Consider the following 24174-nt stretch of genomic DNA (forward strand, 5'->3'; position numbering starts at 1 on the left):
ACCAAGCCGGATACGGCCCATTCGCATGCCGTCGCGGTTGCTCCGGCAATGACTTCGGCAAAGCTCGCCAAGCCGAACCTGATGTCGGTCGAGCAGGCCAAGGCGCTCGACGTCGCCAGGATGACCGACCTGTTCAAGGCGCATCTCAACCCCGGCCAGCTGCATTTCATGAAGCTGCTCGGCTTCCACAAGATCAAGATCGAGCGCGCCGAGGGCATGCACTACATCGATCAGAACGGCCGCAAGATCCTCGATTTCTTCGGCGGCTTCGGTTCGCTGGCGCTCGGCCACAACCATCCGCGCGTGCTCGAGGCGCGCAAGAAGTTCCAGGACGAGAAGCGCCACGAAATCGGCATCGCCTTCATGTCGCAATACGCCTCGGCGCTGGCCTACAATCTGGCGCAGATCTCGCCCGGCGATCTCGACATGGTGTTTTTCGGCTCGTCCGGTTCGGAAGCCATGGAAGCCGCGGTCAAGCTCGCCGAGCGTGCTGCGGGTCCGGCACGTCCCAAGATCGTCTATGCCGAGAACTCGTTCCACGGAAAGACCAAGGGCGTGCTCTCGGTCACCGACGGCGCGCTCTATCGCGGTGAGTTCAAGCTCACCGAAAACACCGTGCGGGTGCCGTTCGGCGACATCGATGCCATCGAGAAGGCGTTCCGTTCCGATCCGGCCATCGGCGCCATCGTGCTCGAGACGATCCAGGGTGGCGGCGGCATCAACAAGGCGCCGGCCGCGTTCTGGCACAAGCTGCGCGCGCTGTGCGACCAGTATGGCGTGATCTGGGTCGCCGACGAGGTGCAGTGCGGCGTCGGCCGTTCGGGCCGTTTCTATGCCTTCGAGCACTATGACGTGGTGCCCGACATCACTGCGGTTGCCAAGTCGCTGGGCGGCGGCAAGGCAGCGATGGCTGCAATGATCGCACGCCGCGACGTCTACATGAAGGCCTATGGCACGCCGAAGACCGCGATGATCCATGCCATGGCGACCTTCGGCGGTATCGGCGAAGGCTGCATCACGGCCATCGAGACGCTCAACGTGCTCTATGACGAAGGCCTGATCGAGAATTCGGCCGACACCGGCGCCTATCTCCTGGCGCGGCTGGAGGAGCTCCAGGCCAAGTACCCCAAGATCATCAAAGAGGTTCGCGGCCAGGGACTGATGGTCGGGCTCGAGTTCCACGACTTCTCGCAGACGCTGCCGATGGTGCTGCGCCCGGTGGTCAGCGTGCTCGACGACAAGCTCAAGGGGTCGCTGTCGGGCTTCGTCGGTGCGCTGCTGCTGCGTGACTACGACGTGCTGGTGGCCTTCACCGAGTACAACCGCAATGTCGTGCGCCTGCTGCCGCCGCTGACCTGCAGCCGCGCCGATGTCGACGTGCTGATCGCAGCCCTCGACAGCCTGCTCGGCCGCGGCATCGTTTCGATCGTCAAGGACTTCGTCAAAAGCCAGGTCAAGTAAGGGGACATCATCCCGTTGCCTCCAAAGCCGGGTCTCGACCCGGCTTTTTTTGTTAGCTGGTTGCCGGAGGGCGTTGTCGCTGTCGGCGGGAGGCGGTTGTCCGGCTTCCGCAAGCGCGGCATGTTCGGATGGCGCGGCGGAGCAAAAATCGGGAGGAGCGAATGGTCAAGCCGATCATGAATCTGGACGAGGTCGAGTTCGACGACATCGAGGAGAATGGCATCTACACGTCGAAGAGGGCGTCGATAAGCCGTCACATCGGCGCGCAAAACCTCGGCTACAACCTCACAGTCCTGCCGCCGGGCAAGGTTCAGTGCCCGTTCCACAACCATCGCGGCGAAGAGGAGATGTTCTTCATCCTGGAAGGTGAGGGCGAGCTACGCTTCGGCGACAAGCGCTTTCCGATCCGCCAGCACGACGTCATCGCCTGCCCAACCGGGGGAGCTGAAGTGGCCCACCAGATCATCAACACCGGCACGACGACGATGCGGTATCTGGCATTGTCGACGCTGGTCGATGCCTGCGAGTACCCGGACTCGGGCAAGGTGATGGTCGTCTCCGGCAAGCCGGGATTTCCCGGGCTCCGCAAGATGTTCCGGGCCGAGAATACGACCGACTACTACGACCGCGAGAGCAGGTAAGCCGTTCCGTTTGCGGCTCGACGCTACTTGTCCAGCGCAGCGAAAAACCTGGGATGGACGAAGGCGTCGTAGCAGGAATCGAGCTGGATACGGCGGTGCTGGGTTAGTGCGCTCTTGTACATGTCGTAGAGTGCGGCATTGGCCGTGGTCGGCGGGCAGGTAGGCAGGAGGACGAGGTCGGTGTCCGCCACCGCCGCCTCCTCGGTCGAGCCGGGGTCGGGCACGGCGCGCATCGGATCGGCGCCGATGGCGATGTGCAGCGGTGCCGAGCGGTCGAGCAGCCAGGGGAAGGGGTTGACGAAGTTCAGCGACATCAGCGTGTTGAAGTGGACGCCCTTGTCGGCTTCCAGCTTGCGGATGGAATCGACCGCCGTGTCGACATTGCTGAGATAGGTGACCTGGAAGTCGAAATCGGAATAGAGCAGCGGCGTTGGCAACTCGCCGGCATTGGTGAGGTCGGTATAGAGCTGCCGATGCTCCGGGTAGAATTTCAGCATATGGTCGACACGGACGGCGACCTCGCTGCGCATGTTGATGGCGCCGAGCGTAGCCAGATTGCGTTGCGCGATGGGCTGGTTCTTGAGCGCGCCGATATAGGCGCGGGCCGCGCGCTCGACGACGAACAACGCCGGCGGCAATATGACGGCCGCCGCCAGTCCCAGGACCGAGAGCAGCACAATAGGCTTGGCAAGCAGCCTGGACGCCTTGAGCAGGATGGCGACGATGAGCGGCGCCAGGAAGATGAACGCCTGGCTGCCGGTGTTCTGCGTCTCGAACAGCACGCCGGCGAACAGGACAGCGAGCAGCCAAAGCCCGTTATGGTCGAGAAGCCCCGAAACCGCTGTCGCAAGCGACGTCTTGCGGTCGGCGGAAAAGCGCTCGGACAGCTTGTGCCGGTCGGACCAGAGCAGGACCAGGGCAAGCGCAGACGTCGCCAGCACGACACCGAAATTGATCGAGGTGGACTGCAGGAAGCGCGGCAACAGCGTACCGCCGTTCATCATCACCAACTTGAGGATGTCGGTGATGTAGTGGCTGACCATGCCGCTGGACAGTTCGATGACGGCAAGGACGGCGGTGAAGATGACCAGCGCCTCCAGCGCGTAGCGAAACTTCACGCGGCCGGCGAAGAACGCATAGGCGGCGATGACGCCGCCGGCCACGAAACCGGTGATCTTGAGGAAGAACAGCGCCGTCATTGTGAGCGAAATCAGCGCAACCAGCAGGTAGCGATTGCGCACGAACATCAGCGCCGCCACCAGCACATACAGCATCTGGCAGACCTGGCGGTTATAGATGCCGAATGCGTCGGAACCGGGGAACGGATAGAATTCGCGCGTGTTGAAGGGCAGCAGCGCGAACAGCAAGAAAGGCACCAGCAGCGCAAAGGCTATGCCGCGCGAGCGCTGGCCGACATCCCACAGCACCAGCGCCATCAGCGGCGCGGTGACGGCGAGCAGCGACCAGTGCGCCACGAGTGCCGGCTGGGCGTTGGGAAACAGCGTCACCCAGCCTGCAAACAGGTAATAGCCGAGCGGGCCGACGGGGGTGAAGAAGTCGTTGATCGGCACCTGGCCGTCGAAAATGCGGTTCGCCGCATCGTAATAGATCAGCACGTCCCAATACATCGGACCGATCGGTACGGAGACCGGCAATGCCAGCAAGGTGCAAACCAGCAGAAATGCGACAGCCAAAAGAAAAAGCGGGCTTGTTGTCTTGGCCTTGAGGCGTGAACCCAGGGATGCAGCAGGCGGCGTGAAAGTGGTGTTCATCTTCGGCACCTGCGGCAATCTCGATCGACACGACGTTGTTGTATTCAACTACAGGTAAATGGCGACAAAAGCGTTAAGCGGGCCGATTTCGCCATGCTTGCGCCGTGGCCGCGGACTGTGGGCCGGGGTGACGAAGGCGCGTCGGCGGCAAGAGCAGAACCGGGCGGCGCGGCGGATCGATGCCGGCAATTTTGCCGAGGTCGCGCGGCCTTGTGGCAATGTCGCAAACAGGCTGCAATCGCTCGGCGGCGCTCTATAGTCTGCGCGCAATATCATCTCGGAGTCGTGGGTAATGGCTGAGTTTCCGAAAACGGCAAAGGTCGTCATCGTTGGGTTGGGCGGCATCGTGGGCGCATCGATTGCCCATCACCTGATCGAGCGCGGCTGGACCGACATCGTCGGCATCGACAAGTCGGGCGTGCCGACCGACATCGGCTCGACGGCGCATGCCTCTGACTTCTGCTACACCACCAGCCACGACTATCTCTCGGTCTGGACCACGCAGTACTCGATCGATTTCTACGAGAAGATGGGCCACTACGCCCGCATCGGCGGCCTCGAGGTGGCGCGCGCCGGTGACGACAGCTGGATGGAGGAGATCAAGCGCAAGCTTTCCTCGGCCAAGGCGTTCGGCACCCGCGCGCATTATGTTTCGCCCTCCGAGATCAAGGCGATGTTCCCGCTGATCGAGGAAGATCAGGTGATGGGCGGCATGTTCGATCCCGATGCGGGCCTGGTCATCCCGCGCTCGCAGACGGTCGCAGGCAAGCTTGTCGATGCCGCCGAGAAGTCCGGCAAGCTCCAGGTTTTCGGCAACACCCCGGCGACGTCGCTTATCGTCGAGGGCGGCCGCATCAAGGGCGTCGTCACCCATCGCGGCACCATCATGGCCGACCACGTCGTCGTCTGCGCCGGCATCTGGGGCCGCCTGATCGCCGAAATGGTCGGCGAGGACCTGCCGGTCATGCCGGTCGACCACCCGCTGACCTTCTTCGGCCCGTATAACGAGTTCGAGGGCACCGGCAAGGAAATCGGCTTCCCGCTGCTGCGCGACCAGGGCAACTCAGCCTATATGCGTGACACCGGCGACCCCAGGACTACCGAGGGCGGCCAGATCGAGTGGGGCTACTACGAGCAGACCAATCCGCGCCTCTGCCATCCGCGCGAGCTCCTGGAAAAACATGAGGCGCGCCTGTCGCCGTCGCAGCGCGATCTCGACATGGAACAGATCATGGAGCCGCTTGAGCGCGCCATGCAGCTGACGCCGATCCTTGGCGAGATCGGCTACAACGAGAGCCACTCCTTCAACGGCCTGCTGCAGGTTTCCGCTGCCGGCGGCGCCTCCTGCGGCGAAAGCCAGAAGGTGCGCGGCCTCTGGTACTGTGTCGCCATCTGGGTCAAGGACGGCCCCGGCTACGGCAAGCTGATCGCCGACTGGATGACCGACGGCCGCACCGAGATCGACCACAACTCAATCGACTATGCCCGCTTCTACCCGCACCAGCTGGAAGAGAAGTTTATCGAAGGCCGCACCTTCGAGGCGGCCCAGAAGATCTATTTCCCGGCCGTTCATACCCGCGAGCCCTATGCCACCGGCCGCAACATCAAGCGCTCGCCCTTCTACGAACGTGAAGTAGAGCTCGGCGGCTACTTCATGGAACTTGGCGGCTGGGAGCGTGCGCATGGCTACAAGGCCAATGAGCACCTGCTGGAGAAGTACGGCAACCGCGTGCCGGTGCGCGAGAACGAGTGGGACTCCAGGCACTTCTGGCGCGTCTCCAACGCCGAGCATCTGGCAATGAGCGAGGATTGCGGCATCGTCAACCTCAGCCACTTCCACATGGTCGATATAGAAGGCCCAGACCATGTCGAGCTCTTGGAATGGCTCTGCGCTGCCAAGATCGGCGGCGAGGGCAACATCGGCAAGGGCGTCTACACCCACTTCCTCGACGACGAGGGTATGGTGCGCGCCGACTTCACCGTCTTCCGCATGGCCGACCGCTGCCGGCTGGTGAACGGTGCCGACGCCGGCCCTCGCGACTTCCACTACATGAAGCGTGTCGCCGAGGATCGTGGCCTCGACGTCACCATCACCGACACCTCGGAAAAATTCATCACCATCGGCATCTGGGGTCCGAACGCCCGCGAGACGCTGAAGAAGGTGGTGGCGAACCCTGATGGTCTCGACCAGGAAAACTTCGCCTTCGCCGCGATCAAGCAGATCGAGATCGCGGGCAAGCCGGTCACCGCCTTCCGCATCTCCTATGTCGGCGAGCAGGGCTGGGAATTGCACATGAAATACGAGGATGGCCTCGCCGTCTGGGACGCGCTGCGCTCGACCGGCGTCATGGCCTTCGGCGTCGAGACCTATGCCAATTCGCGCCGCATGGAAAAGAGCCTGCGCCTGCAGAACGCCGACCTGCTCACCCAGTACAATCTCATCGAGGCCGATCTTGCCCGCCCGAAGGTCAAGGATGTCGATTTCCGCGGCAAGGCCAAACATCTTGAATACAAAGCGCGTGAGCACCAGCCGGCTATGCTGTGCACGCTGGTCATGACTGACAACACCGACAGGAATGGCGTCAAGCGTTACCCGGTCGGCACGCTGCCGGTCATGGACCCGCAGACGGGCGAAGTGCTTGTCGACGAGCTCGGTCGCCGGTCCTACACGACCTCGATCGCCTTCGGCCCGACCATCGGCAAGAATATCGCGCTGGCCTATCTGCCGCACGCCTATTGCCAGGAAGGCCGCAAGCTGAATGTCGAGTATTTCGCCGAGACCTATCCTGTCGAGGTTGTCGGAATCGGCTACAAGCCGCTCTATGATCCGGAGAACCTCAAGCCGCGCAGCTGACATGGCAGATGTTGCACGGTCGGAACATCCTGTCGACCGCTCGACACGGCTCTACCCCTGCCTGGCGCTGCTCTGATACCCTCGGCCAAACCAGCCGACCGGGGAGGGGCTTCTGGCGACCGTTCGATCAAAAAGGCGCGTTGATGCGCTGACGCTCCGCGTGGCCGGCGTTCCCGTCCGTGTCCACGCCACCTTTGCCATTCCTGTGATGCTGCCGTTCCTGCATGAATGGTTCGTGCGGGCCGCAGCATGCGCTGGTGTTTACCGTCATTGTCGCGGTGCTGCTGTTTTCGGCGGTGCTGCTTCACGAACTCGGCCATCTCTGGGCCGCGCGCCGCAGCAAGATCGCCGCCGAGCGCATCGAATTCTATCTGTTCGGTGGGTTTATCTTGTTCAGACCATTCGGCCAGATTCGCGCGCCATGGGCATGGATCTATGCTGCCGGGCCGATGGTGAACTTGGCCCTGGGGCTGTTGTTTCTGGCCGGCTATCATCTATTGGCTGCCTCCGCAGGGCCAGGTCTCAGCCTTGTCCCGCCACCGCTCGAACCTTTGCGCCTGCTGGCGTGGACCTTTGCGCTGGGCGCGCTCCTCAATCTTGCGCTCGCATGTCTCAATCTGCTGCCGGCCCTGCCTCTCGACGGGGGATTCATAGCCAGGGAGCTGTTGCAGGCAAGGCTGAGCCCGCAAGCCGCGATGCGGATCGTCGGGATTTTCGGCCTTACCCTGTCGACACTGCGCATAGTTGCCATGCTGTGGATGGCATCGAAAGGCTTCCTGATCTGGATGCCTCCGCCCTTCGGTCCAAACTGGCGGGCGGCGCGAGGCATCCGGAAGGCCAGGCCGAGGAAGCCAGCGCCGGAAGAAGCCGCGACGTTGGAGTGGCGCGGCAAAGGCGGACGGCCAATCCGACGGTGACGTTGGCCTGCATCCCGCATGCCCGACGCCGATGCCAGCAAGTTGCAATGATAGCCGCACCCCCACAGCTGAGGCGCGGCTTGGCCTACTGCAGGGCCAATTCAACCAGCGCGAGATAGGCGCCATCGTCAGCGAGCTCCGGATTGTAGCCGCGCGCCGCGTAAAGCCCGAGCAAGGCCAGATAAAGCACCTTCGCCCTGGCGCGGGCCTTGTCTGGTTGCTGGCCGGCGGCAGCGAGTTCCCTTTCGAGATAGGCGAGGCGGGCGGTGTCGACGGCTCGCAGACGCTCCGCAACCTGGAGGTCGGTCGCAGCCCACGACTGGATCGCGGCTTCTGCGCGTGCTGAATCGATGCCGTAGACGGTTCTTGCCAAGGCATCCCGGGCGAGATGGCGCAGGCGCAATTGCGGCGTCGCCAATCCGGCCGCATTGTCTATGAGCTGCTGTGTGAAGTCGACATCCCAAAGGTCGAGGATCGCTGCTAGCAATTGCGGACGGTCCTTGAAGTGCCAGTAGAACGAGCCCTTGCTGACGCCGAGCGACTTGGCGAGGCGCTCGACCCTGACTGCCTCAACGCCGCCATCCGCCAGGGCAGCTACGGCGGCGATCAGCCAGTCTTCGCGCGTCAGGTCCCTTGTCTCGCCTTTTGTCTGCGGACCAGTCCCAGCCATCATCTCTCCCTTCTTGCGGCATCGCGCCAAACCATACGCATCCGTATGGTCATTTTTGGGCGCTCGCGCTACATACGGTTGCGTATGGTCATGCCTTGCGGCGCGGCCGCGGTCAATCGAAGGAGGTGGACGTCATGGTCAAATGGAGCGCCATTGCGCTGATTTCGCTCGGCATCATTCATATGCTCGTGCTCGGGGCCGAAATCCCCGCGGAACTGCCGAACTGGTTGTCGCTCAATCTCTGGACCTGGGATCACTGGGCGCCGCTCAGGGCCCAGCCGCTCGACCTGGCACTTTCCGGCGGTGTGTTCTGGCAATCCATCGGGTCGCTGGCCATCCCGCTGGTCATTCTCGGCGCCCTCATCTTCTGGCTCGATCGCCGCGGCCTGCCGATCCCCGTTTTCGTCGGTTGGGGCCTTGTCGTCTGGACCGCCGTCATGACGGCGATCATGCCGCCCAGCGGCTTGACCATCGTCTTCGTCGTTTCAGTCTTCCTTACGATCGGCCTGCAAGCTCGGTCGAGGACGTACGGCAATTCCTCGGTGGGGTAACCATTTGCGGTGCGCTTCCCGACAATGTGATTGAAAAGCCCGGCTTTCTCGCCGGGTGTTTCTTTTGAACGGACCGAAACTCGCTTACCCTTTGCTTATGTCTGCCGTGGCCAAAGCTCTTCTCGCAGGCGGTGCTGCTTTGGCGCTGATGCTGGGTCTCGGCCTGCACGCCGATGCAGCCGAACAGGTCGATGTCGAACTGGTGCTGGCCGTCGACGTGTCGCTCTCCATGTCGCCTGATGAACTCGAGATACAGCGCCACGGCTATGCGGCAGCGCTGACCCATGAGCGGGTGCTGGAGGCGATCGCCGAGGGAGCCTATGGCAAGATCGCGGTGACTTATGTCGAGTGGGCCGGTTCGACGTCGCAGATCGTCGTCGTGCCCTGGACGGTCATTGCCAATCGCGCCGATGCCGAACGTGTGGTGCGGCAATTGTCGGCCAAGCCGCCCAACAGCGCGCGCCGGACCTCGATCTCCAGCGCGCTCGAGTTCGGCACCGATCTTTTCGCCGAAAGCGGCTATCGCGGCCTGAAGCGGGTGATCGACATCTCGGGCGACGGACCGAACAACCAGGGGCCGCCGGTGGATCTCATCCGCGATGCTGCGGTGGCGCAAGGCATCACCATCAACGGCCTGCCGCTAATGACCAATGGCGGCTTTGGCAATGCCTATGATGTCGAGGATCTAGACCGCTATTATGCCGACTGCGTCATCGGCGGGCCGGGCGCCTTCATGATCCCGGTGAATGAGTGGTCGCAGTTTCCGGAGGCGATCCGGCGAAAGCTGGTCATGGAACTGGCCGGACCGTCTTCGCGCCACTGGGCGGCGGAGGAAGCGGCGCACCCGCCTGTGATGCTTGCCCAGTCGGAGCCAAAATACGACTGCCTGATCGGCGAAAAGCTCTGGCGCGACCGCTCCTGGCTGTGGGACAGCCGCTAGGCAACACCTTCAAACCGCGATGTCGTCGCGCGAAATGCCAAAGTTTGGCCACGCGGCTGTTTTCTCTGCGTCTTCTGGCCACGAGGACAACGAGAATCATGAAACGCCTAGCACTCCTTGCCACCGTCGCATCGGCCCTGGTGGCCGGCAGCGCCAACGCCCAATATGACGACGACGTCGCCTGCGAGATGTACGAGCATAACGGCTATGGCGGCCGCGTCCTGCCGATGCGAGCCGACCAGTCGATCAGCTTCCGCGCCGGCCGGTTCTGGAACGACCGCGTTTCGTCGGTGCGGGTGGCGCCCGGCTGCACCCTTGTGGTCTACCAGCACAGCGGCATGCAGGGCGCGTCGGAAGAGTTCGACCGCAATGCCCGCTCCCTCGGCGGCTGGAACGACCAGATATCGTCGGCAGAGTGCATCTGCGACGGCTATCAGGACGACGGCGACGACGGTTCCGACCCGTACCGGCGACAGTAGCCGGTCAGGCCGCGATCAACTGCTTGCGGTCGATACGCTCCTGCTGCGGCGAACGGGCATAAAGCTCGCGGTAGCATTTTGAGAAGTGCGAGGCCGAGACGAAGCCGCAGGCGACGGCAACCTCGACGACAGGCATCGAGGACTGGATCAGCAGGTGCCGGGCGCGGTCGAGCCTGATCTCAAGATAATAGCGGGCAGGGGACCGGCCCATCTCGGTGCGGAACAGGCGTTCGATCTGGCGCCTGGACAGGCCGACATGGTCGGCGATCTCAATCAGCGACAGCGGCTCCGACAGATTGGCCTCCATCAGCTCGATGATGGTCAGAACCTTCGAGTTCTGCACGCCGAGCCGTGCCCTGAGCGGCAGGCGCTGACGGTCGGTCGGACTGCGGACGCGGTCGGTGAGCACCTGTTCGCAGATGCGGTTGACGAGGTTGTCGTCGAAATCGTCGCCGATCAGCTTGAGCATCATGTCGAGGGCAGCCGTGCCGCCGGCGCAGGTGTAGATGTTCTGATCGACCTCGAACAGGTCGGCATAGACGTTGGCCTTGGGGAAAGCCTCGGCGAAGCCCGGCAGATTTTCCCAATGGATGGCGCAGCGCTTGTTGGACAGCAGGCCGGCATTGGCCAGCACATAGGCGCCGGTGCACAGGCCGCCGACGGCGACGCCGCGATTGTACTCCTCGCGCAGCCAGGCAAAGACCGACTTGTTGGTGTAGGTCTCGACGTTGATGCCGGTGCAGACGATGACCATCGAAGGGCGTTCCGGCCCGGCCATTTTCTTGCGTTCTTCATCGAGCGAGGTGTTGACGGCGCATTCGACGCCGTTCGAGGCGGGCACGGCCTTGCCGTCGATGCTGGCCAGGCGCCATTTGTAAGCCTCGTAGCCGAGCATGCGGTTTGCGATGCGCAACGGGTCGAGGGCGGTCGCAAAGGCGACCATGGTGAAGTCGGGGACAAGGAAGAACACAAGCGATCGTTTGATCGGATGTCTGATGGCGTTCAAGGAACCCTCGCGCTGGCCGGGAACGACGCGACTTTGATGTCGCGAATAGCATAGCGTCAACAGCAAATTCCCTTGCTGTCAATGGGTTTGAAGCTGTCGCTAAAATTAAAGTTTGCGACATGGGCAAAACGCCGCTGGCTCTATTGGGCGAGCAAATGACGCGTTTGAAACGGCGAGGCCAGGCCAGACAGCAGCGGTGTCGTGGTCCGCAGCGCAGTCGAATGACGGCAGCTGCAAAAGATGCAAAAGAAAAGAGCGGCTTGCGCCGCTCCAATGGTTCGACCCGGGAGGATCGGGGTTCGATCCGGGAGGAAAGGATCGAATGAAACTCAGCCGACGAGCATGCCAAGGCGGTTTGCGGCGATCGCGCCGGTCTGGCCGGGCATCGTCCTGGAAAGGCGCTGGCGCTCGATTGCGGTCGACAGCGAGGTGTCGCGGCGGAAACCGAACAGGCGGGCAAAAATCTTCATGACACGTCTCCATGCACAGTGGTTACACGGGGTGCCTTCGCGTTTTGGAGTGGGGCAGCTCGTTTGATGACGCGCATATAGGCCTTGGCCGATGCGGATTATGCTGCAAATGCGAAGTGGCACACCTCAAAAGCGACACGACATGCGACATTCCTATGGATGCGACGTCGGCTGTGGTGAAAAATCAAATGATTTCAGTTTCTTGAGGGCTTTCGGCGGCGCCATGCAAGCCGTTCATCCCAGGCGTGCGGCGCTCGCATGGCTGAGGCGAGGTCGCATAACCTGTCTGCACTAGGCGACAGGCTCGCGACTTCGCCTCGACACTGCTCAAATCGCTTCACCGCTGTGGCCGCGACGGTAGCCGGTGTTGGAATCGAAGGCTTCCGGCCAGCCGATGTCCTTCTGCAATTCGATCGGCAACGAGCGGATCGAGCGGGCGGTGTTAAAGCGTGTACGGGCGGCGTTGAGTTCGCTGGCGATGCGCCCGATCGACGAGAAAATGGACATTGCGGTCTCTCCTTCCTGCTGGGCCGGTTCAAGGCCGGCTTGAGGTGCTCGCCCGGTGGGCACCGCTTGCTTCAACCGTCTCGCGCACCATGGCGCTTCCGTTCCGGGCTCTGTCGAGGCTTGGCCATGGCCGCTGCTTCGATGGTGTTGACTATCGCTCAGGGATGAGGTTCAATCAAACGAAATGAAATGATGTGTTCGATCAGAAATATTGAAGGGCATTGGCCATGAATGCACCACTCAATCATCCGCTGCCGCTGCTTGACCTCGACGTGCTGCGCACCTTCGTTGCGATTGCAGAAACAGGCAGCTTCACGACGGCGGCCAATGCGGTGTTCCGCACACCCTCGGCCGTTTCGATGCAGATAAAGAAGCTCGAGGACATTCTCGGGCGCTCGGTCTTCTTCCGCGACGCGCGCTCGGTCACTCTGACCACCGACGGGGAGATGCTGCTCGGTTACGCGCGGCGCATGCTGGCGATCAACCGCGAAGCGGTGTCGAAGTTCATCATCCCCGACATCGTCGGCGTTGTTCGCCTGGGGTCGCCCGACGATTTCGGCGAACGCGTGCTGCCGCATGTGCTCAAGCGTTTTGCCCAGACGCATCCTTCGATCGCCGTCGACGTGATCATCGACCAGAGCAGCAATCTCAGGCGCCGCATGGACGATCGGGCGCTTGACATCACGCTGCTGACCAATGCCTGCAGGGCCAATGCAGCAGGCGCTGAAACGCTGTTGACCGAGCCGATCGTCTGGGCTGGCGCCAGGGGCGGCTGCGCCCATCTGCGCGAGCCGCTGCCCGTGTCGATCTGGGAAGAGGGCTGCGCCTGGCGGGCAGGGGCGCTCGAAGCGCTCGGCCGAGATGGCCGCAACTACCGCGTCGCCTATATGAGCGCACACACGGCCGGCCAGCGGGCCGCCATTCTCTCCGACCTGGCGGTGGCACCGTTGCCGCGGTCGTTCATCGGCGACGAACTTGTCGAACTGGGCGTCAAGGACGGCATGCCGGAGATAGGCAACTACAGCCTCGCGATGATCGTGGCACCCGAGGCAAGCGCGCCGGTCAAGGCCGCGGCCGACCACATCCGCGCGGCCTTCGAGACCTTCAACCTGACCGGCAAGTTCTAGAGCGCAGCTGCGGTCAAGTTCTGGCGCGTACCTGCGGTGAAGGTTTCAACGCCTGACCGCAGCGGTCATCGAACGGTAGATGCGCGCCATCAGCGACGATGGCGGGTTCCAGGCGAGGTCGCGCTGGATCTCCGGTGGCAGCGCATTCATGATGCGGGCGGTCCGGCGGGCGCTTCGCGCCTGCTTGTAGCGGGCGCCAATGCGGCCGAGATCGTCGAAAAGGGGCATCTGGCCCTCCTTTCAATTCGTGAATTCCAATTTCCGAAATGCTGGCTGTCAGATCGCGCGGCGGCGCGGCTTCAATGCCATGCGCAGGCGCCGGTCGGCCGCGGCAGGCCGGCCGGCGGTGCGCTGGCGAAAGGCGAGCAGGCCGACCTTTTCGGCGAAGGTCATGCGCAGCGCGCTTTCGGCCGGGCGAACGCGATGACATTTGTCGCCGGCGCCAAGGGGCCGACGGGCCAGCCGAGTTCGATCTGAATGTCCATGGGCAACGCGTCGATCAGCATCGCCACGCGACCATATTTGTGGAGTTGACCCGCGGCGCCCGACCCATGGTGGGTCAGCCCGTCGATCCAGCCGAGCTCGACCTGCAATTCGCGCGGCAAGCCGTTCATCATGTTCTCGATGCGGCTATCGCGGCACGCATGGCGCAACACCGAGCCGTACTGATGAAACTCTCCAATGATGGACATGGTCGTCTCCTGGGAGTAACGGGCCGGCGGCACCACGCGAGACTGGATGCGCCGTCGGCCGGGCAAAGTTTATGCTCGTTTGTGTTTCAGGTTGATATCGCTTGAGCGCTTTCCTGTTTCAGATTGCGCGCGATGCTGAAACACTCGTCTCAGCGATCCGGCGACATGTAGAGCGCCAGTGTCGCGTGGCGCCGGCCATGTTCCGGGGTGGGCCAGCCAATGTCCTTCTGGATCTCCGGCGGCAGCCTGTTCAGCATGCGTTCGGAGCGGGCGGCGCGGCGCGCGCTCTGGATGGCCGCACCGAAGCGGCCGATGGTGCTCATCATCGACATTAGTTGTCTCCTGCAAATCCCGCTGCGCCGCGCGCCTCAGGGGCGTGCAATGAACGCTGTGGTTCGTGTGAATCGCTGCCTGATCCATGCCAAAAACCGAATTCGATCTTCGAGGCCATGCAGTTTGCCGCCCGAGAGGCGAAGCTCGCTGGCGGCTGACGAGCGGAAACTAGTTCGGGATTGTTTCGTATCGATTTCGTATGGGCGGCAACTTTAGGTCGAATTGTTGCCTGACTGAAACACACCCGATACGTGCATCATAACACAACAACGCTCCGGCGAGGCGCGGAAAACCTCGTCGAAGCGCCGGTTGGGCAGATGTCCTTGCGGTTCAGTCGCGAGAGCGACGCGCGGCGCGTTCCTCGCGCGACCGGCGGCGTGGCGCGCCGTCGGAAGGTTCGCCTTCCGCGCTTGCCGCCTTGCGCGGCGGCAGCTTGACCGCGGCCTGCAGCTTGGGGAACGGATCGACCTTGTTGGGCAGCGCCATGGCGTCGATGAACAGCTGCTGGAAGTGCGGCTCGAGCGCGGTCTCGATCTTTTCGATCTGGCCGACTTCCGTCTCGATTTCGCGGCGGTGATTGCGGTTGAGCAGCGCCATCAGCGCGCCGGTGCCGGCGGCATTGCCGACAGCCTTGACCTCGTCGAGGTCGCAATCGGGGATCAGGCCGAGCACCATTGCGTATTTCGGATCGATGAAGGAGCCGAAGGCGCCGGCGAAGCGGATGGTGTCGACGGTCTCGACGCCCTGCTTTTCCATCAGCAGCTTCACGCCGGCATAAAGAGCGGCCTTGGCGAGCTGGATGGCGCGAACGTCGTTCTGGGTAACGGTGATGCGTGGCTCGCCCTGGCGGCCTTCGCGCAGCAGATAGGAGAAAGTGCGGCCGTTCGGGATGATGCGCGGGCTTTTCTCGGCCATCGATCCGTCGATGACGCCATCTTCGGAGATGATGCCAGACAGATACATCTCCGCCACCACCTCGATGATCGCCGAGCCGCAGATGCCGGTGACGCCGGTGGTCCAGGATGCCTCGTCGAAGCCTTCCTCGTCCGACCATTTGTCGGTGCCGATGACGCGGTATTTCGGCTCCAGCGTCTCAGGGTCGATGCGCACGCGCTCGATGGCGCCAGGAGCTGCACGTTGGCCAGAGGAGATTTCGGCGCCTTCGAAGGCCGGGCCGGTAGGCGAGGACGCGGCGACGACCCGGTTCCGGTTGCCGAGGATGATCTCGGCATTGGTGCCGACATCGACCAGCAGCATCATCTTGTCCTGGCGGTACGGTCCCTCGGACAGGGTCGCACCGGCGGCATCCGCGCCGACGTGCCCGGCGATACAGGGCAAGGTGTAGAGACGGGCGCCGCGATTGACCTCGATGTCGATCTCATGCGCCCAGAATTGCAGCGCGCCTGAAACGGCGAGCGCGAACGGCGCCTGGCCGAGTTCCGTCGGGTCGATGCCGAGGAACAGGTGATGCATGATCGGATTGGCGACGAAGACGCAGTCGAAGATGTCGTCACGATTGGCCTGGCCTTCCTCGCAGACCTTGCCGATGAGCCCGTTGACGGCCTCGCGCACGGCCTTGGTCATGGCTTCGCGACCGTCGGGGTTCATCATCACATAGGAGACACGGCTCATCAGATCTTCGCCGAAGCGGATCTGCGGATTGGATGTGCCTGACGAAGCGGCGATGCGGCCGGACAAAAGCGACACCAGATGCATGGCGATGGTCGTCGAGCCGATGTCGCAGGCGATGCCATAGGCCTCGTTCTTCAAGCCGGGGAACAGGCCGATTATGAAGGGGCGCGAGGAATCCATGTCGCGGTGGACAACCGCGGTCACGCCCCATTTGCCGGGTGTGACTTCCGGCTGGTCGGGCAGCTTGGTGCGAAGGATCTTCTGGACCTGGGCGATAAGGTGAGGGGCGACCAGCAGGTCTTTCCAGCCCCAGTCCTTTTCAAGCGCTACCTTGAGGCGGTCGAGGTCGCCGAGCGGCTTGTGCATGTCGGGCTCTTCCAGCTCGACATAGCAGAGCTGGACGGCGGCATTGCGCTCGATGACACGATCGGTGGCCGCCTTGCGCACGACCTGCGCGTTGATGACGGTGTCCTGTGGCACGTCGATGACGAGGTCGCCCTGGATCGTCGCCGAACATGACAGGCGCCGGCCCTCAGGCAGGCCGCGAACGCGCTCATAGCGCTCTTCCTTCGGGCCCTTGGGCGAGATGTGGTCGTTCGACGAGATGATCTTGTGCTTGGCGAAATTGCCTTCCTGCACCTCGACCTGGCAGCGGCCGCAGGTGGCGCGTCCGCCGCACACGCTTTCGACATAGACGCCAAGAGTACGCGCCGCGTCGAGCACGGGCGTTCCCACCGGAAACCGGCCACGCTTGCCCGAAGGCATGAACAGGACAAGCGGATCGGTGATGTTGGCGGGAGAGTTCATTTCAATGCTCCGGAATGCACCGACCTTATGGCGATCGGGTTGCCCCTCATCTGCCTGCGGGCAACTTCCCCCCGCGTGCGGGGGGAAGGAAAATCATGCGACGGCTCCGCTTCCCCGTCCGACGGGACGACTGGGGGAAAATGGAGCGCGTCGTATATCACGATTGATCTCAGCCGCGCGCCATCCGGGCTTCACGACCGCCGCGCCGGCGGCCGCCGGCGGCGTCACCCGGTGCGCTGACGGCAACGGGGGCTGCAACGGCGTGACCGCCCTCCGATGGCTTGTAGTCCTTGTAGGTCTTGATCCAGTGGGTGCAATGCTCGTCTGTGCCGTTGAGCACATTGGCGCCGCGGACCGCTTCCATTTCCTGCGGACGAACCGGGTTCATGATCGCCGAGGTCATGCCGGCGCCGATGACCATCGGGATGAAGGCGGCGTTGATACCGTGGCGGTGCGGCAGGCCGAACGAGATGTTGGACAGGCCGCAGGTGGTGTTGACCTTGAGCTCTTCGCGCAGGCGGCGCAGCAGCGCGAAGACCTGGCGGCCGGCATCGCCAAGCGCGCCGATCGGCATGACGAGAGGATCGACGACCACGTCATGGGCGGGAATACCGAAATCGGCGCAACGCTCGACGATCTTCTTGGCAACCGCAAAGCGGACGTCGGGATCCATCGAGATGCCGGTTTCGTCATTGGAGATGGCGACGACCGGGACGTTGTACTTCTTGACCAGCGGCAGGATCGCCTCGAGCTTCTCTTCCTCGCCGGTGACGGAGTTGACGAGCGGGCGGCCCTTGGCAACCTTGAGGGCTGCCTCGATCGCCGCCGACACCGAGCTGTCGATCGCCAGCGGCAGGTCGACCAGATTCTGGACGATCTCGAGCGTCTGCACCAGAAGCGCCGGCTCGGTCGCATTCGGATCGACAGCCGTCACGCCGGCATTGATGTCCAGCATTGTCGCGCCGCAGGCGGCCTGCTCCAGGGCGTCCTTGATGACGGTCTCGAAATTGCCGGCAACCATCTCGGCGGCCAGCTTCTTGCGGCCGGTCGGATTGATTCGTTCGCCAATGACGCAGAAAGGCTGATCGAAACCGATGATGATTTCGCGGGTCGCCGAGGCGACGATGGTGCGGGTCATGAAGTTCTCCCTAAGATATAAAGATTTCTTTATATCGTTGTCTGGTTTCGTTCAAGCGCGGCAGCCGCGCCTGCCTGTCAGTGCGCGGTCTTCACCATGTCGACCTGCGATTCGGTGACGTCGTCGTGAAGGATGTGCTCCAGCCGCTCGGCGACACGCTGGTCGTCGGCACGGGCCTCGCGTTTCCATGGCCGGCGACCCTTCAGCACGCCCGATTCATCGACGATCTCGGCGACATACTCCTCCTGCCGGTAGGCCATCACGTGGACACCCGACACGCCCGGTATTTCCTTGACCTCGTTGATGATGTCGATGCAGAGCTGTTTGCCTTCCTTCTTCTGGTCCTGGGCGCCCTCCAGACGCTTGATGACGGCATCCGGGATGTGGATGCCCGGCACGTTGGCGCGGATCCACTTGGCCGTCTTGGCCGAGGCAAGGGGGCCTACACCGACCAGGATGAAGCATTTCTCGTCGTAGCCGAGGTCGCGCACGCGGTTCATGAAGGTGCGGAACATCGGCACGTCGAAGCAGTACTGGCTCTGCACGAACTGCGCGCCGGCGGCGATCTTCTTGCCGAGATGCACGGGCCTGAAATCATGCGGCGGGGCGAAGGGATTGACTGCAGCGCCGAGGAAGAGCTGCGGCGGCGTGGTCAGCTTGCGGCCCGACAGGAACTTTCCGTTGTCGCGCATGATGCGCACTGTTTCGAGCAGCGACATCGAGTCGAGGTCGAACACCGGTTTGGCGCCGGGCTGGTCGCCTGCCTGCACGCCATCGCCGGTCAGGCACAGGATGTTGGCCACGCCCATGGCGGCAGCGCCGAGAACGTCGCCCTGAATGGCGATGCGGTTCTTGTCGCGGCAGGCGATCTGCATGATCGGGGCATAGCCCATGCGGGTCAGAAGCGCGCAGATGCCGACCGACGACATGTGGCAGTTGGCACCCGAAGCATCGACCGCATTGATGCCGTCGACCCAGCCGTCGAAGATCTTGGCGCGGTTGTAGACATCTTCGGGGTCGGCGCTGTCGGGCGGGTTCAGTTCGGTGGTGACGGCGAACTCGCCACGGCGCAGCACGCGCTCGAGGCGGCCGCGCGAGGAATGGCCGGGCAGGGGATCGAGCGGCAGGTCGATGCCGTCGGGATGCTCGTCGGGCTGGCGCGGGCGCGGCGGTGTCATGCGACTTCCTTGCTGGCGCTTTCGCGCGTTGCGGCAGCCTGTGCGGTCACCCTCAGCCATGCCGAGGTTTCACGCAGCGACTGGTCGACCGGCTTCTGGACGTTGAGGATGGCGTCGCCCTTGACCATGTTGCGCGAACCTTCCCAGGCCTTGACCCAGACACAGGGCATGTCGGGTTCGACCTCGCAATTGCCGTTGGCACGGACGCCGCCGCAAGGCCCGTTGCGCAGCTGCTTGGGGCAGTTCATCGGGCAGGACATGCCCGTCGACGACAGCACGCACTGGCCGCACATGCGGCAGTCGAACATCAGGCCCTTGACCCGCTTCTCGACAAACTTGATCGGGGCCTCGACGCGGCCATAGCCGAGCTTTTTCCACAGCGGATGGAGCAGCAGGAACATGTCGGCGAAGCGGCTGTAGAACCATTCGAGCAGGCGCGAGTGGCGGATCGACCACAGCCTGATTGTGTAGCTGCGCTGGACGCGTCGCTGCGGCGACACGTCGGCAGGCTTGTAGTCGCTTTTCGGCGCGGCCTTCTTGACCAAAGTCGCCTGGGTTACTGTCGGCTGGGTATCAACCATCTTCCTTGCCGCCTGCCTTGACGAGAGCGACCAGCCGCTCGCGTGTGAAATTCGCATCGATCTCGGCCATCGCCTTGTCAGCTTCCGCCTCGAGGTCGTCGCTGACCGGAACCGGATCGGCCTTGCGCCACTCCGCCAGATAGGCGTCGGTGTCACCGGCACCGGTGCGCATGGCGCACATGTCGATCGCTTCGGTGAAACGCAGCGGCAATTCGCGCTTGGCGTTCTGCCGGCCCTTCTTGACGATGACCTGGGCAGGGATGTCGCGCCAGTAGACGATGATCAGGTCGGCCATATCAGTCTCGCTTTCGATGAGGTTGAGCTTTGCCGCAACCATGCGGGTGCTGCTTGTTATGGGACGACGCGCGCGCATTCAAAAGCGACGCGATCTCCTGTCGCAAAAAGATAAAGTGAGGATTGCCGCAGACGCGGCTACCAGACGCCGCGGCGGATGCCCGTCCAGAGGTATTGCCAGATGGTCGGATGGTACCATTGCTGCGAGGGCAGGCCGGTATCAACTGATGTCAATCGGGCGGCGAGCACGTCTTCGACTGCCCTGATGCAGATGTCGCGCGAAAAGGCCGCCTGACGCATCGCATAGCTGGCGATGCTGTCGCCTTTTTCAGGATTTCCCCTGGCCTGGTAGAGGACGGAGCCGGTGTCGACACCGGCATCGACGATATGCACGGTCGAGCCGAAATTGCCGTGGTCACCGGTGGCGAGCGCCCAGTAGCCGCCATTCATGCCGCGGTATTTCGGGTTGATGCCGGAGTGATAGTTGATGACCGGACATGGGATGGCCGCCAGCGTCCTGGCCGACAGCAGCCGGCAGCTGGCGAGAAACACCACTGATGGCGCGAGCTTGGCGACGACGTCGATGAGCTCGGGGCCATTGGCGGAGGCGACGGCAACGATCTGCTGGCCTGGGCGTGGCCCGGTTTCCAGTTTTTCCTCGGCGATGATGCGCGCGATGCCGCCGTTCAGGAAACGTTTGGCGACACGGATGAGGACCATGGTTCCCAACTGGCCGGCCACCGAGACCCAGCCGAGCTTCCTGGCGCGACGGGTCAGCAGTTCACGCTTGGAATAAGGCGTTTCCAGTACGACTGTTATGGGGCCGAAGCGATCGGTCAGGCTGTTGATGATCGCCCAGATATGTTCGCCGCCTTCGGTCACGAAGACGATCGGCCTGCGGTCCATTCAGTCTACCCCAGCCATGCCAGGAAGGCGTGCGTGGCAAAGCCGGCGCCGCCGACGACGGCACAGACGACCGCGAGCGAGGCGACGCCAACGGCGCTGCCGACGGCAAACAGGATGCCGTCGCGTTCAGACAGCGCCAGGCCGAGCAATGCGGTGGCAAAGGCCGGCAGCCAGTTACCGAACGGGATCGGCAGCGTGATCGAGACGGAGAGGATCAGGGCGATGATGCCGATGACGCGGTCGCCGCGCTTGCGCCAGAAGGGCCAGTAGCGCGGCCGCACCACCTGTTCGAGGCGGATCAGCCTTGGAATGACCCAGTCGGTGACGGTGCGGAACTGTTCCGCCGACAGCGAGCGCCGCGTGATGAAGTCGGGCAGCCAGGCGCGATTGCTGCCGAAAGCCATCTGTGCGGCGACGATCAGCAGCGGCAGGCCGAGCACGGCCGAAGCGCCCGGCGGCAGCGGCAGCATGTTGAAGGCGGCAAAAAGCACCAGCAGCGGCGCGAAACTGCGCTTGCCTAGCGTGTCCCTGATATCGCCGATCGAAATGTTGCCTTTGGCATCGCGGGCGATCTGGGCGAAGATCGCAGACAGGCGCCGGCCGCGGCGGCGCTTCGGCGCTGCTTCGAATTCGCCTGCGTCGGTTTGGTTGTCTAGCCCTGACATTCAGCCTTCAGTCCACTTGCGGCCCGCTTTCAGACGCGCCAATCCCCGTCGCCCAACCCCCGTCGCAGTGTGCGACGGCCAGGTTAATCCTTGATGACCCCAGAGGGTGCGAATGTGATGTCGCTTCGCGCAGAATGCAACATCACCGGCGGAATTCGATGATGTCCAGCTTCGATTCGTATCGCGGTGCCGGGAGCTCGATGCGCCATTCCGCGGGTCCGCTGCGGAAGGCATAACCGACCTGGTCGGTGTCGGGGCCACGGCCATAGGCTTTGGGCTTCTCACCCGCGACGAAGCCGGATCCGAGATAGATCAACCTGGTGTCACTGTCGGTGTAGAAGCGGCCCTTGGTGCGTTGCGAGCCGGAAATCTTCTCCAGCATCCAGCCGGAGCCGTCGTCGGTGACCTTGCACTTGAACCAGCCGTAAACGACAAGCGGGCCCAGGCCTCCGGCCTTGATGGTGCGGCATTGCCAGCTTCCGGTCATATCGAAGTCGGAAAAAGACAGCGGCTTGCTGGCGGCGATGGCGTCGAGGACGGCGACATCGCGTGCCGCGCCTGCCTTGGCCGCCTGAAGCGCGTCCGTGCGCGTGGCATCGTATTTTTCGAGCCTGGCCTTGTCGGCCGGCGTGATCAGCTTCTGCACCACGCCGTCGGCATGCGCGAAAGTCGCCGTGGCAGCGATGCCTGCCGCAAGAATCAGTCGTCGAAAAGCCGTCAGTTGTCGAAAAGCCATGGCAAACCTCTCCAAAGGCCGAACCCCAGGGGAGGAATCAGGCTCTTTGATGATGTGCCGCAGCGCCCGATGCGTTGGCAAGAGCTTCGGGCAGGTCGCCATAGCCGGTGGCGCGGCGCTCATAGACGAGGCCGAGCATCTTTGCTGCATCCTCGGCAACCTTGTCGAGCGCGGCGTCGTCGGTCTGGGCGAGATAGATGAGCTTCTCGTAATTGCCGAAATAGTCCTGCACCAGCTCGGGATGCCGGTCGAGGCCGAGCGGCTTGATGAAGAAGGCCTCGAACTGCCGGCAGAGGAAATCGGTCATGTAAAACGACATCATGTCGGCCTCGCCGACTTGCGCATAGGCAGCAGCACCCTGGTAGAAGGCAAAGCAATGCGGGCCGGCAATGCGCTCGACGCCATGCTTTTCGCAGACACGGTCGAGCAGGCCGCCGGTGCCGCAATCGGCGTAGCCGACATAGATGTGCCGATACCCTTCCGCCTTCGCTGCGGTGATGGCCTGGTCCATGGCGGGCGCGATGCGGTTGGGGTGGAAATGGAAATCGGCCGGCAGGCAGCTCAGTTCGAGATGATCGAGCGCGAGCTGCTGCTTGACCGCCAAAACCTCGCGCGCAATCATGCCGCAGCCTATGACCAGCAGCCTGTCTTCGACGTCGGGTTTAGTTGTTTGTTTTGCGGCCATGGAACCAGTCGAACCGGCCTTCGTTGCTATAGGTCGAAGTTTATCGAGAGAGGGAGACACCGTCCATGAAACTGTCACGTCTGGCACCGATCGCCGTCATCGCCTGTGCGCTCGCACTGGCCTCCTGCGCCAACACCGTTCGCGGCGTCGGCAAGGATGTCAAAGGCACGGCCAACGCCATCGAAGACACAGTCCAATAAGGCACGACGCCGCCACATCTCAAATCGGCGCGTCTCAGATCGGCAAGACTCAGATCGGAATGAAAGGGCCGCGCCGCAAGGGGCGGCCCTTCGTCATCAGCCGGCAGCGCGCAGATTGTGCTTGCGCTTCATGTAGTCCTTGGCGGTTTCGACGGCGACTGCCGCGTCACGGCAGTAGGCATCGGCCCCGACGGCCTTGCCGAACTCCTCGTTGAGCGGCGCGCCGCCGACGAGCACGACGTAGTCGTCGCGGATGCCCTTTTCCTTCATCGTGTCGATGACGACCTTCATGTAGGGCATGGTCGTGGTCAGAAGCGCCGACATGCCGATGATGTCGGGCTGATGCTCTTCGATGGCATTGAGATAGTTCTCGACCGGGTTGTTGATGCCGAGGTCGATGACGTCAAAGCCAGCGCCTTCCATCATCATGCCGACGAGGTTCTTGCCGATGTCGTGGATGTCGCCCTTGACGGTGCCGATGACCATCTTGCCCTGCTTGGGCGCGCCGGTGGCGGCAAGCAGCGGGCGAAGGATGAACATGCCGGCCTTCATGGCGTTTGCCGAGAGCAGCACTTCCGGCACGAACAGGATGCCGTCGCGAAAATCCTCGCCGACGATGCGCATGCCTTCGACCAGTGCTTCGGTCAGGACCTTGTAGGGCACCCAGCCGCGCTCAAGCAGGATGTTCGTCCCTTCCTCGATTTCTTCCTTGAGCCCGTCATAAAGGTCGTCGTGCATCTGCTGCACGAGTTCGTCGTCGGAAAGCTCGGACAGGATGATTTCGTCGTCGGACATCTTCGGAGGCTCCCTCGAGGCAGCGCTAAAGTGCGGCTTGCTGATGTTGCGCTATACCTAGCTTGCAAGTGCCGCAAATCCATAGCTGATTTGCGACCTCCTGCAAAACGAAAGCGACTGGCAGTCCGGCTGTCGTC

At 63.0% G+C, this 24174-nt stretch carries 27 protein-coding genes; 9 read left to right on the forward strand and 18 right to left on the reverse strand.

What is annotated here, in order from left to right; all coding sequences use genetic code 11:
• Positions 1–48 precede the first annotated feature (48 nt).
• Positions 49–1461 (forward strand): aspartate aminotransferase family protein, encoded by a 1413-nt coding sequence (locus DY201_RS13450; RefSeq protein WP_245432127.1) that lies wholly within the window; start codon positions 49–51, stop codon positions 1459–1461.
• Between the two features lie 161 nt (positions 1462–1622).
• Positions 1623–2102, forward strand: coding sequence for a cupin domain-containing protein (locus DY201_RS13455; RefSeq protein WP_115731633.1), 480 nt, complete (start codon positions 1623–1625; stop codon positions 2100–2102).
• A 23-nt stretch (positions 2103–2125) separates the two neighbouring features.
• Here DY201_RS13455 and DY201_RS13460 read toward each other — a convergent pair whose 3' ends face one another.
• Complete coding sequence (locus DY201_RS13460) at positions 2126–3874, reverse strand: glycosyltransferase family protein (protein WP_115731634.1); 1749 nt, start codon at positions 3872–3874, stop codon at positions 2126–2128.
• A gap of 292 nt (positions 3875–4166) precedes the next feature.
• Here DY201_RS13460 and DY201_RS13465 point away from each other — a divergent pair, with 292 nt between their 5' ends.
• Both DY201_RS13465 and DY201_RS13470 read left to right on the forward strand, forming a co-directional pair.
• Complete coding sequence (locus tag DY201_RS13465) at positions 4167–6728, forward strand: GcvT family protein (protein WP_115731635.1); 2562 nt, start codon at positions 4167–4169, stop codon at positions 6726–6728.
• 278 nt (positions 6729–7006) lie between these two features.
• A complete protein-coding gene (locus DY201_RS13470) occupies positions 7007–7645 on the forward strand; it encodes a site-2 protease family protein (protein WP_165915882.1) in 639 nt (212 codons plus the stop codon).
• Positions 7646–7730: 85 nt separating this feature from the next.
• Here the strand turns inward: DY201_RS13470 and DY201_RS13475 are convergent, their stop codons facing one another.
• Positions 7731–8315 carry a TetR/AcrR family transcriptional regulator gene (locus DY201_RS13475; RefSeq protein ID WP_245431990.1) on the reverse strand — a complete coding sequence of 195 codons (585 nt, stop codon included), beginning with the start codon at positions 8313–8315 and terminating at the stop codon, positions 7731–7733.
• Positions 8316–8449: 134 nt separating this feature from the next.
• Between DY201_RS13475 and DY201_RS13480 the strand changes: the two genes are divergently transcribed.
• The 3 genes from DY201_RS13480 to DY201_RS13490 all read left to right on the forward strand — a co-directional run bounded on the left by DY201_RS13480 (position 8450) and on the right by DY201_RS13490 (position 10285).
• Entirely contained in the window at positions 8450–8866 is a 417-nt protein-coding gene (locus DY201_RS13480; protein WP_131922298.1) for a DUF6463 family protein, read from the forward strand.
• A 97-nt stretch (positions 8867–8963) separates the two neighbouring features.
• Entirely contained in the window at positions 8964–9806 is an 843-nt protein-coding gene (locus tag DY201_RS13485; protein WP_115731639.1) for a DUF1194 domain-containing protein, read from the forward strand.
• 98 nt (positions 9807–9904) lie between these two features.
• The gene (locus DY201_RS13490) at positions 9905–10285 is read left to right on the forward strand and encodes a peptidase inhibitor family I36 protein (protein ID WP_115731640.1); all 381 of its coding nucleotides are present in this window, start codon (positions 9905–9907) and stop codon (positions 10283–10285) included.
• Between the two features lie 4 nt (positions 10286–10289).
• Here the strand turns inward: DY201_RS13490 and DY201_RS13495 are convergent, their stop codons facing one another.
• The 3 genes from DY201_RS13495 to DY201_RS13500 form a co-directional block, all read right to left on the reverse strand.
• Positions 10290–11228, reverse strand: a complete 939-nt coding sequence (locus DY201_RS13495; RefSeq protein WP_353622437.1) for a GlxA family transcriptional regulator — start codon at positions 11226–11228, stop codon at positions 10290–10292.
• A gap of 392 nt (positions 11229–11620) precedes the next feature.
• On the reverse strand, positions 11621–11761 hold the full coding sequence (locus tag DY201_RS29040; RefSeq protein ID WP_165915881.1) for a hypothetical protein: 141 nt from the start codon (positions 11759–11761) through the stop codon (positions 11621–11623).
• Positions 11762–12088: 327 nt separating this feature from the next.
• Positions 12089–12268 carry a hypothetical protein gene (locus tag DY201_RS13500; RefSeq protein WP_115731641.1) on the reverse strand — a complete coding sequence of 60 codons (180 nt, stop codon included), beginning with the start codon at positions 12266–12268 and terminating at the stop codon, positions 12089–12091.
• A 227-nt stretch (positions 12269–12495) separates the two neighbouring features.
• Here DY201_RS13500 and DY201_RS13505 point away from each other — a divergent pair, with 227 nt between their 5' ends.
• Positions 12496–13395, forward strand: coding sequence for a LysR substrate-binding domain-containing protein (locus DY201_RS13505; protein ID WP_067960915.1), 900 nt, complete (start codon positions 12496–12498; stop codon positions 13393–13395).
• A 45-nt stretch (positions 13396–13440) separates the two neighbouring features.
• On the opposite strand, the gene DY201_RS13510 is transcribed toward DY201_RS13505, so the two are convergent.
• From DY201_RS13510 to DY201_RS13565, 12 genes are all read right to left on the reverse strand, one after another.
• The gene (locus tag DY201_RS13510; RefSeq protein WP_115731642.1) at positions 13441–13623 is read right to left on the reverse strand and encodes a hypothetical protein; all 183 of its coding nucleotides are present in this window, start codon (positions 13621–13623) and stop codon (positions 13441–13443) included.
• A 161-nt stretch (positions 13624–13784) separates the two neighbouring features.
• Complete coding sequence (locus DY201_RS13515) at positions 13785–14087, reverse strand: hypothetical protein (protein ID WP_131922296.1); 303 nt, start codon at positions 14085–14087, stop codon at positions 13785–13787.
• Between the two features lie 149 nt (positions 14088–14236).
• Positions 14237–14419, reverse strand: a complete 183-nt coding sequence (locus DY201_RS13520) for a hypothetical protein (protein WP_115731644.1) — start codon at positions 14417–14419, stop codon at positions 14237–14239.
• Between the two features lie 331 nt (positions 14420–14750).
• Positions 14751–16859 (reverse strand): ASKHA domain-containing protein, encoded by a 2109-nt coding sequence (locus DY201_RS13525; RefSeq protein ID WP_115731645.1) that lies wholly within the window; start codon positions 16857–16859, stop codon positions 14751–14753.
• A gap of 169 nt (positions 16860–17028) precedes the next feature.
• Complete coding sequence (locus tag DY201_RS13530) at positions 17029–17997, reverse strand: methyltetrahydrofolate cobalamin methyltransferase (RefSeq protein WP_067960930.1); 969 nt, start codon at positions 17995–17997, stop codon at positions 17029–17031.
• 77 nt (positions 17998–18074) lie between these two features.
• Complete coding sequence (locus DY201_RS13535) at positions 18075–19175, reverse strand: methylenetetrahydrofolate reductase (RefSeq protein ID WP_115731646.1); 1101 nt, start codon at positions 19173–19175, stop codon at positions 18075–18077.
• Positions 19172–19756 (reverse strand): methylenetetrahydrofolate reductase C-terminal domain-containing protein, encoded by a 585-nt coding sequence (locus tag DY201_RS13540; RefSeq protein WP_115731647.1) that lies wholly within the window; start codon positions 19754–19756, stop codon positions 19172–19174. The genes DY201_RS13535 and DY201_RS13540 overlap by 4 nt, the downstream gene beginning before the upstream one ends.
• Entirely contained in the window at positions 19749–20051 is a 303-nt protein-coding gene (locus DY201_RS13545; protein ID WP_115733777.1) for a virulence factor, read from the reverse strand. Before DY201_RS13545 ends, DY201_RS13540 begins: the two co-directional genes overlap by 8 nt.
• A gap of 137 nt (positions 20052–20188) precedes the next feature.
• On the reverse strand, positions 20189–20956 hold the full coding sequence (locus DY201_RS13550; protein WP_115731648.1) for a formyl transferase: 768 nt from the start codon (positions 20954–20956) through the stop codon (positions 20189–20191).
• Between the two features lie 5 nt (positions 20957–20961).
• Entirely contained in the window at positions 20962–21621 is a 660-nt protein-coding gene (locus DY201_RS13555) for an exopolysaccharide biosynthesis protein (RefSeq protein WP_115731649.1), read from the reverse strand.
• 142 nt (positions 21622–21763) lie between these two features.
• Positions 21764–22357 (reverse strand): DUF4893 domain-containing protein, encoded by a 594-nt coding sequence (locus DY201_RS13560; protein WP_115731650.1) that lies wholly within the window; start codon positions 22355–22357, stop codon positions 21764–21766.
• Positions 22358–22394: 37 nt separating this feature from the next.
• Positions 22395–23042, reverse strand: coding sequence for a DUF1638 domain-containing protein (locus DY201_RS13565; RefSeq protein WP_115731651.1), 648 nt, complete (start codon positions 23040–23042; stop codon positions 22395–22397).
• A 65-nt stretch (positions 23043–23107) separates the two neighbouring features.
• Here DY201_RS13565 and DY201_RS13570 point away from each other — a divergent pair, with 65 nt between their 5' ends.
• A complete protein-coding gene (locus DY201_RS13570) occupies positions 23108–23242 on the forward strand; it encodes an entericidin A/B family lipoprotein (protein WP_115731652.1) in 135 nt (44 codons plus the stop codon).
• Positions 23243–23338: 96 nt separating this feature from the next.
• On the opposite strand, the gene DY201_RS13575 is transcribed toward DY201_RS13570, so the two are convergent.
• Positions 23339–24037: a corrinoid protein gene (locus DY201_RS13575; RefSeq protein WP_115731653.1), complete on the reverse strand. Its 699-nt coding sequence runs from the start codon at positions 24035–24037 to the stop codon at positions 23339–23341.
• Positions 24038–24174: the final 137 nt, after the last annotated feature.

Source organism: Aminobacter aminovorans, assembly GCF_900445235.1.
Lineage (GTDB): Bacteria > Pseudomonadota > Alphaproteobacteria > Rhizobiales > Rhizobiaceae > Aminobacter > Aminobacter aminovorans.

Excerpts from the sequence above, each read along its gene's own strand:
- DY201_RS13450 (WP_245432127.1), top strand. The coding sequence starts at position 49 with ATGACTTCGGCAAAGCTCGCCAAGCCGAACCTGATGTCGGTCGAGCAG.
- DY201_RS13455 (WP_115731633.1), top strand. The coding sequence starts at position 1,623 with ATGGTCAAGCCGATCATGAATCTGGACGAGGTCGAGTTCGACGACATC.
- DY201_RS13460 (WP_115731634.1), bottom strand. The coding sequence starts at position 3,874 with ATGAACACCACTTTCACGCCGCCTGCTGCATCCCTGGGTTCACGCCTC.
- DY201_RS13465 (WP_115731635.1), top strand. The coding sequence starts at position 4,167 with ATGGCTGAGTTTCCGAAAACGGCAAAGGTCGTCATCGTTGGGTTGGGC.
- DY201_RS13475 (WP_245431990.1), bottom strand. The coding sequence starts at position 8,315 with ATGGCTGGGACTGGTCCGCAGACAAAAGGCGAGACAAGGGACCTGACG.
- DY201_RS13480 (WP_131922298.1), top strand. The coding sequence starts at position 8,450 with ATGGTCAAATGGAGCGCCATTGCGCTGATTTCGCTCGGCATCATTCAT.
- DY201_RS13485 (WP_115731639.1), top strand. The coding sequence starts at position 8,964 with ATGTCTGCCGTGGCCAAAGCTCTTCTCGCAGGCGGTGCTGCTTTGGCG.
- DY201_RS13490 (WP_115731640.1), top strand. The coding sequence starts at position 9,905 with ATGAAACGCCTAGCACTCCTTGCCACCGTCGCATCGGCCCTGGTGGCC.
- DY201_RS13495 (WP_353622437.1), bottom strand. The coding sequence starts at position 11,228 with ATGGTCGCCTTTGCGACCGCCCTCGACCCGTTGCGCATCGCAAACCGC.
- DY201_RS29040 (WP_165915881.1), bottom strand. The coding sequence starts at position 11,761 with ATGAAGATTTTTGCCCGCCTGTTCGGTTTCCGCCGCGACACCTCGCTG.
- DY201_RS13500 (WP_115731641.1), bottom strand. The coding sequence starts at position 12,268 with ATGTCCATTTTCTCGTCGATCGGGCGCATCGCCAGCGAACTCAACGCC.
- DY201_RS13505 (WP_067960915.1), top strand. The coding sequence starts at position 12,496 with ATGAATGCACCACTCAATCATCCGCTGCCGCTGCTTGACCTCGACGTG.
- DY201_RS13510 (WP_115731642.1), bottom strand. The coding sequence starts at position 13,623 with ATGCCCCTTTTCGACGATCTCGGCCGCATTGGCGCCCGCTACAAGCAG.
- DY201_RS13515 (WP_131922296.1), bottom strand. The coding sequence starts at position 14,087 with ATGTCCATCATTGGAGAGTTTCATCAGTACGGCTCGGTGTTGCGCCAT.
- DY201_RS13520 (WP_115731644.1), bottom strand. The coding sequence starts at position 14,419 with ATGTCGATGATGAGCACCATCGGCCGCTTCGGTGCGGCCATCCAGAGC.
- DY201_RS13525 (WP_115731645.1), bottom strand. The coding sequence starts at position 16,859 with ATGAACTCTCCCGCCAACATCACCGATCCGCTTGTCCTGTTCATGCCT.
- DY201_RS13530 (WP_067960930.1), bottom strand. The coding sequence starts at position 17,997 with ATGACCCGCACCATCGTCGCCTCGGCGACCCGCGAAATCATCATCGGT.
- DY201_RS13535 (WP_115731646.1), bottom strand. The coding sequence starts at position 19,175 with ATGACACCGCCGCGCCCGCGCCAGCCCGACGAGCATCCCGACGGCATC.
- DY201_RS13540 (WP_115731647.1), bottom strand. The coding sequence starts at position 19,756 with ATGGTTGATACCCAGCCGACAGTAACCCAGGCGACTTTGGTCAAGAAG.
- DY201_RS13545 (WP_115733777.1), bottom strand. The coding sequence starts at position 20,051 with ATGGCCGACCTGATCATCGTCTACTGGCGCGACATCCCTGCCCAGGTC.
- DY201_RS13550 (WP_115731648.1), bottom strand. The coding sequence starts at position 20,956 with ATGGACCGCAGGCCGATCGTCTTCGTGACCGAAGGCGGCGAACATATC.
- DY201_RS13555 (WP_115731649.1), bottom strand. The coding sequence starts at position 21,621 with ATGTCAGGGCTAGACAACCAAACCGACGCAGGCGAATTCGAAGCAGCG.
- DY201_RS13560 (WP_115731650.1), bottom strand. The coding sequence starts at position 22,357 with ATGGCTTTTCGACAACTGACGGCTTTTCGACGACTGATTCTTGCGGCA.
- DY201_RS13565 (WP_115731651.1), bottom strand. The coding sequence starts at position 23,042 with ATGGCCGCAAAACAAACAACTAAACCCGACGTCGAAGACAGGCTGCTG.
- DY201_RS13570 (WP_115731652.1), top strand. The coding sequence starts at position 23,108 with ATGAAACTGTCACGTCTGGCACCGATCGCCGTCATCGCCTGTGCGCTC.
- DY201_RS13575 (WP_115731653.1), bottom strand. The coding sequence starts at position 24,037 with ATGTCCGACGACGAAATCATCCTGTCCGAGCTTTCCGACGACGAACTC.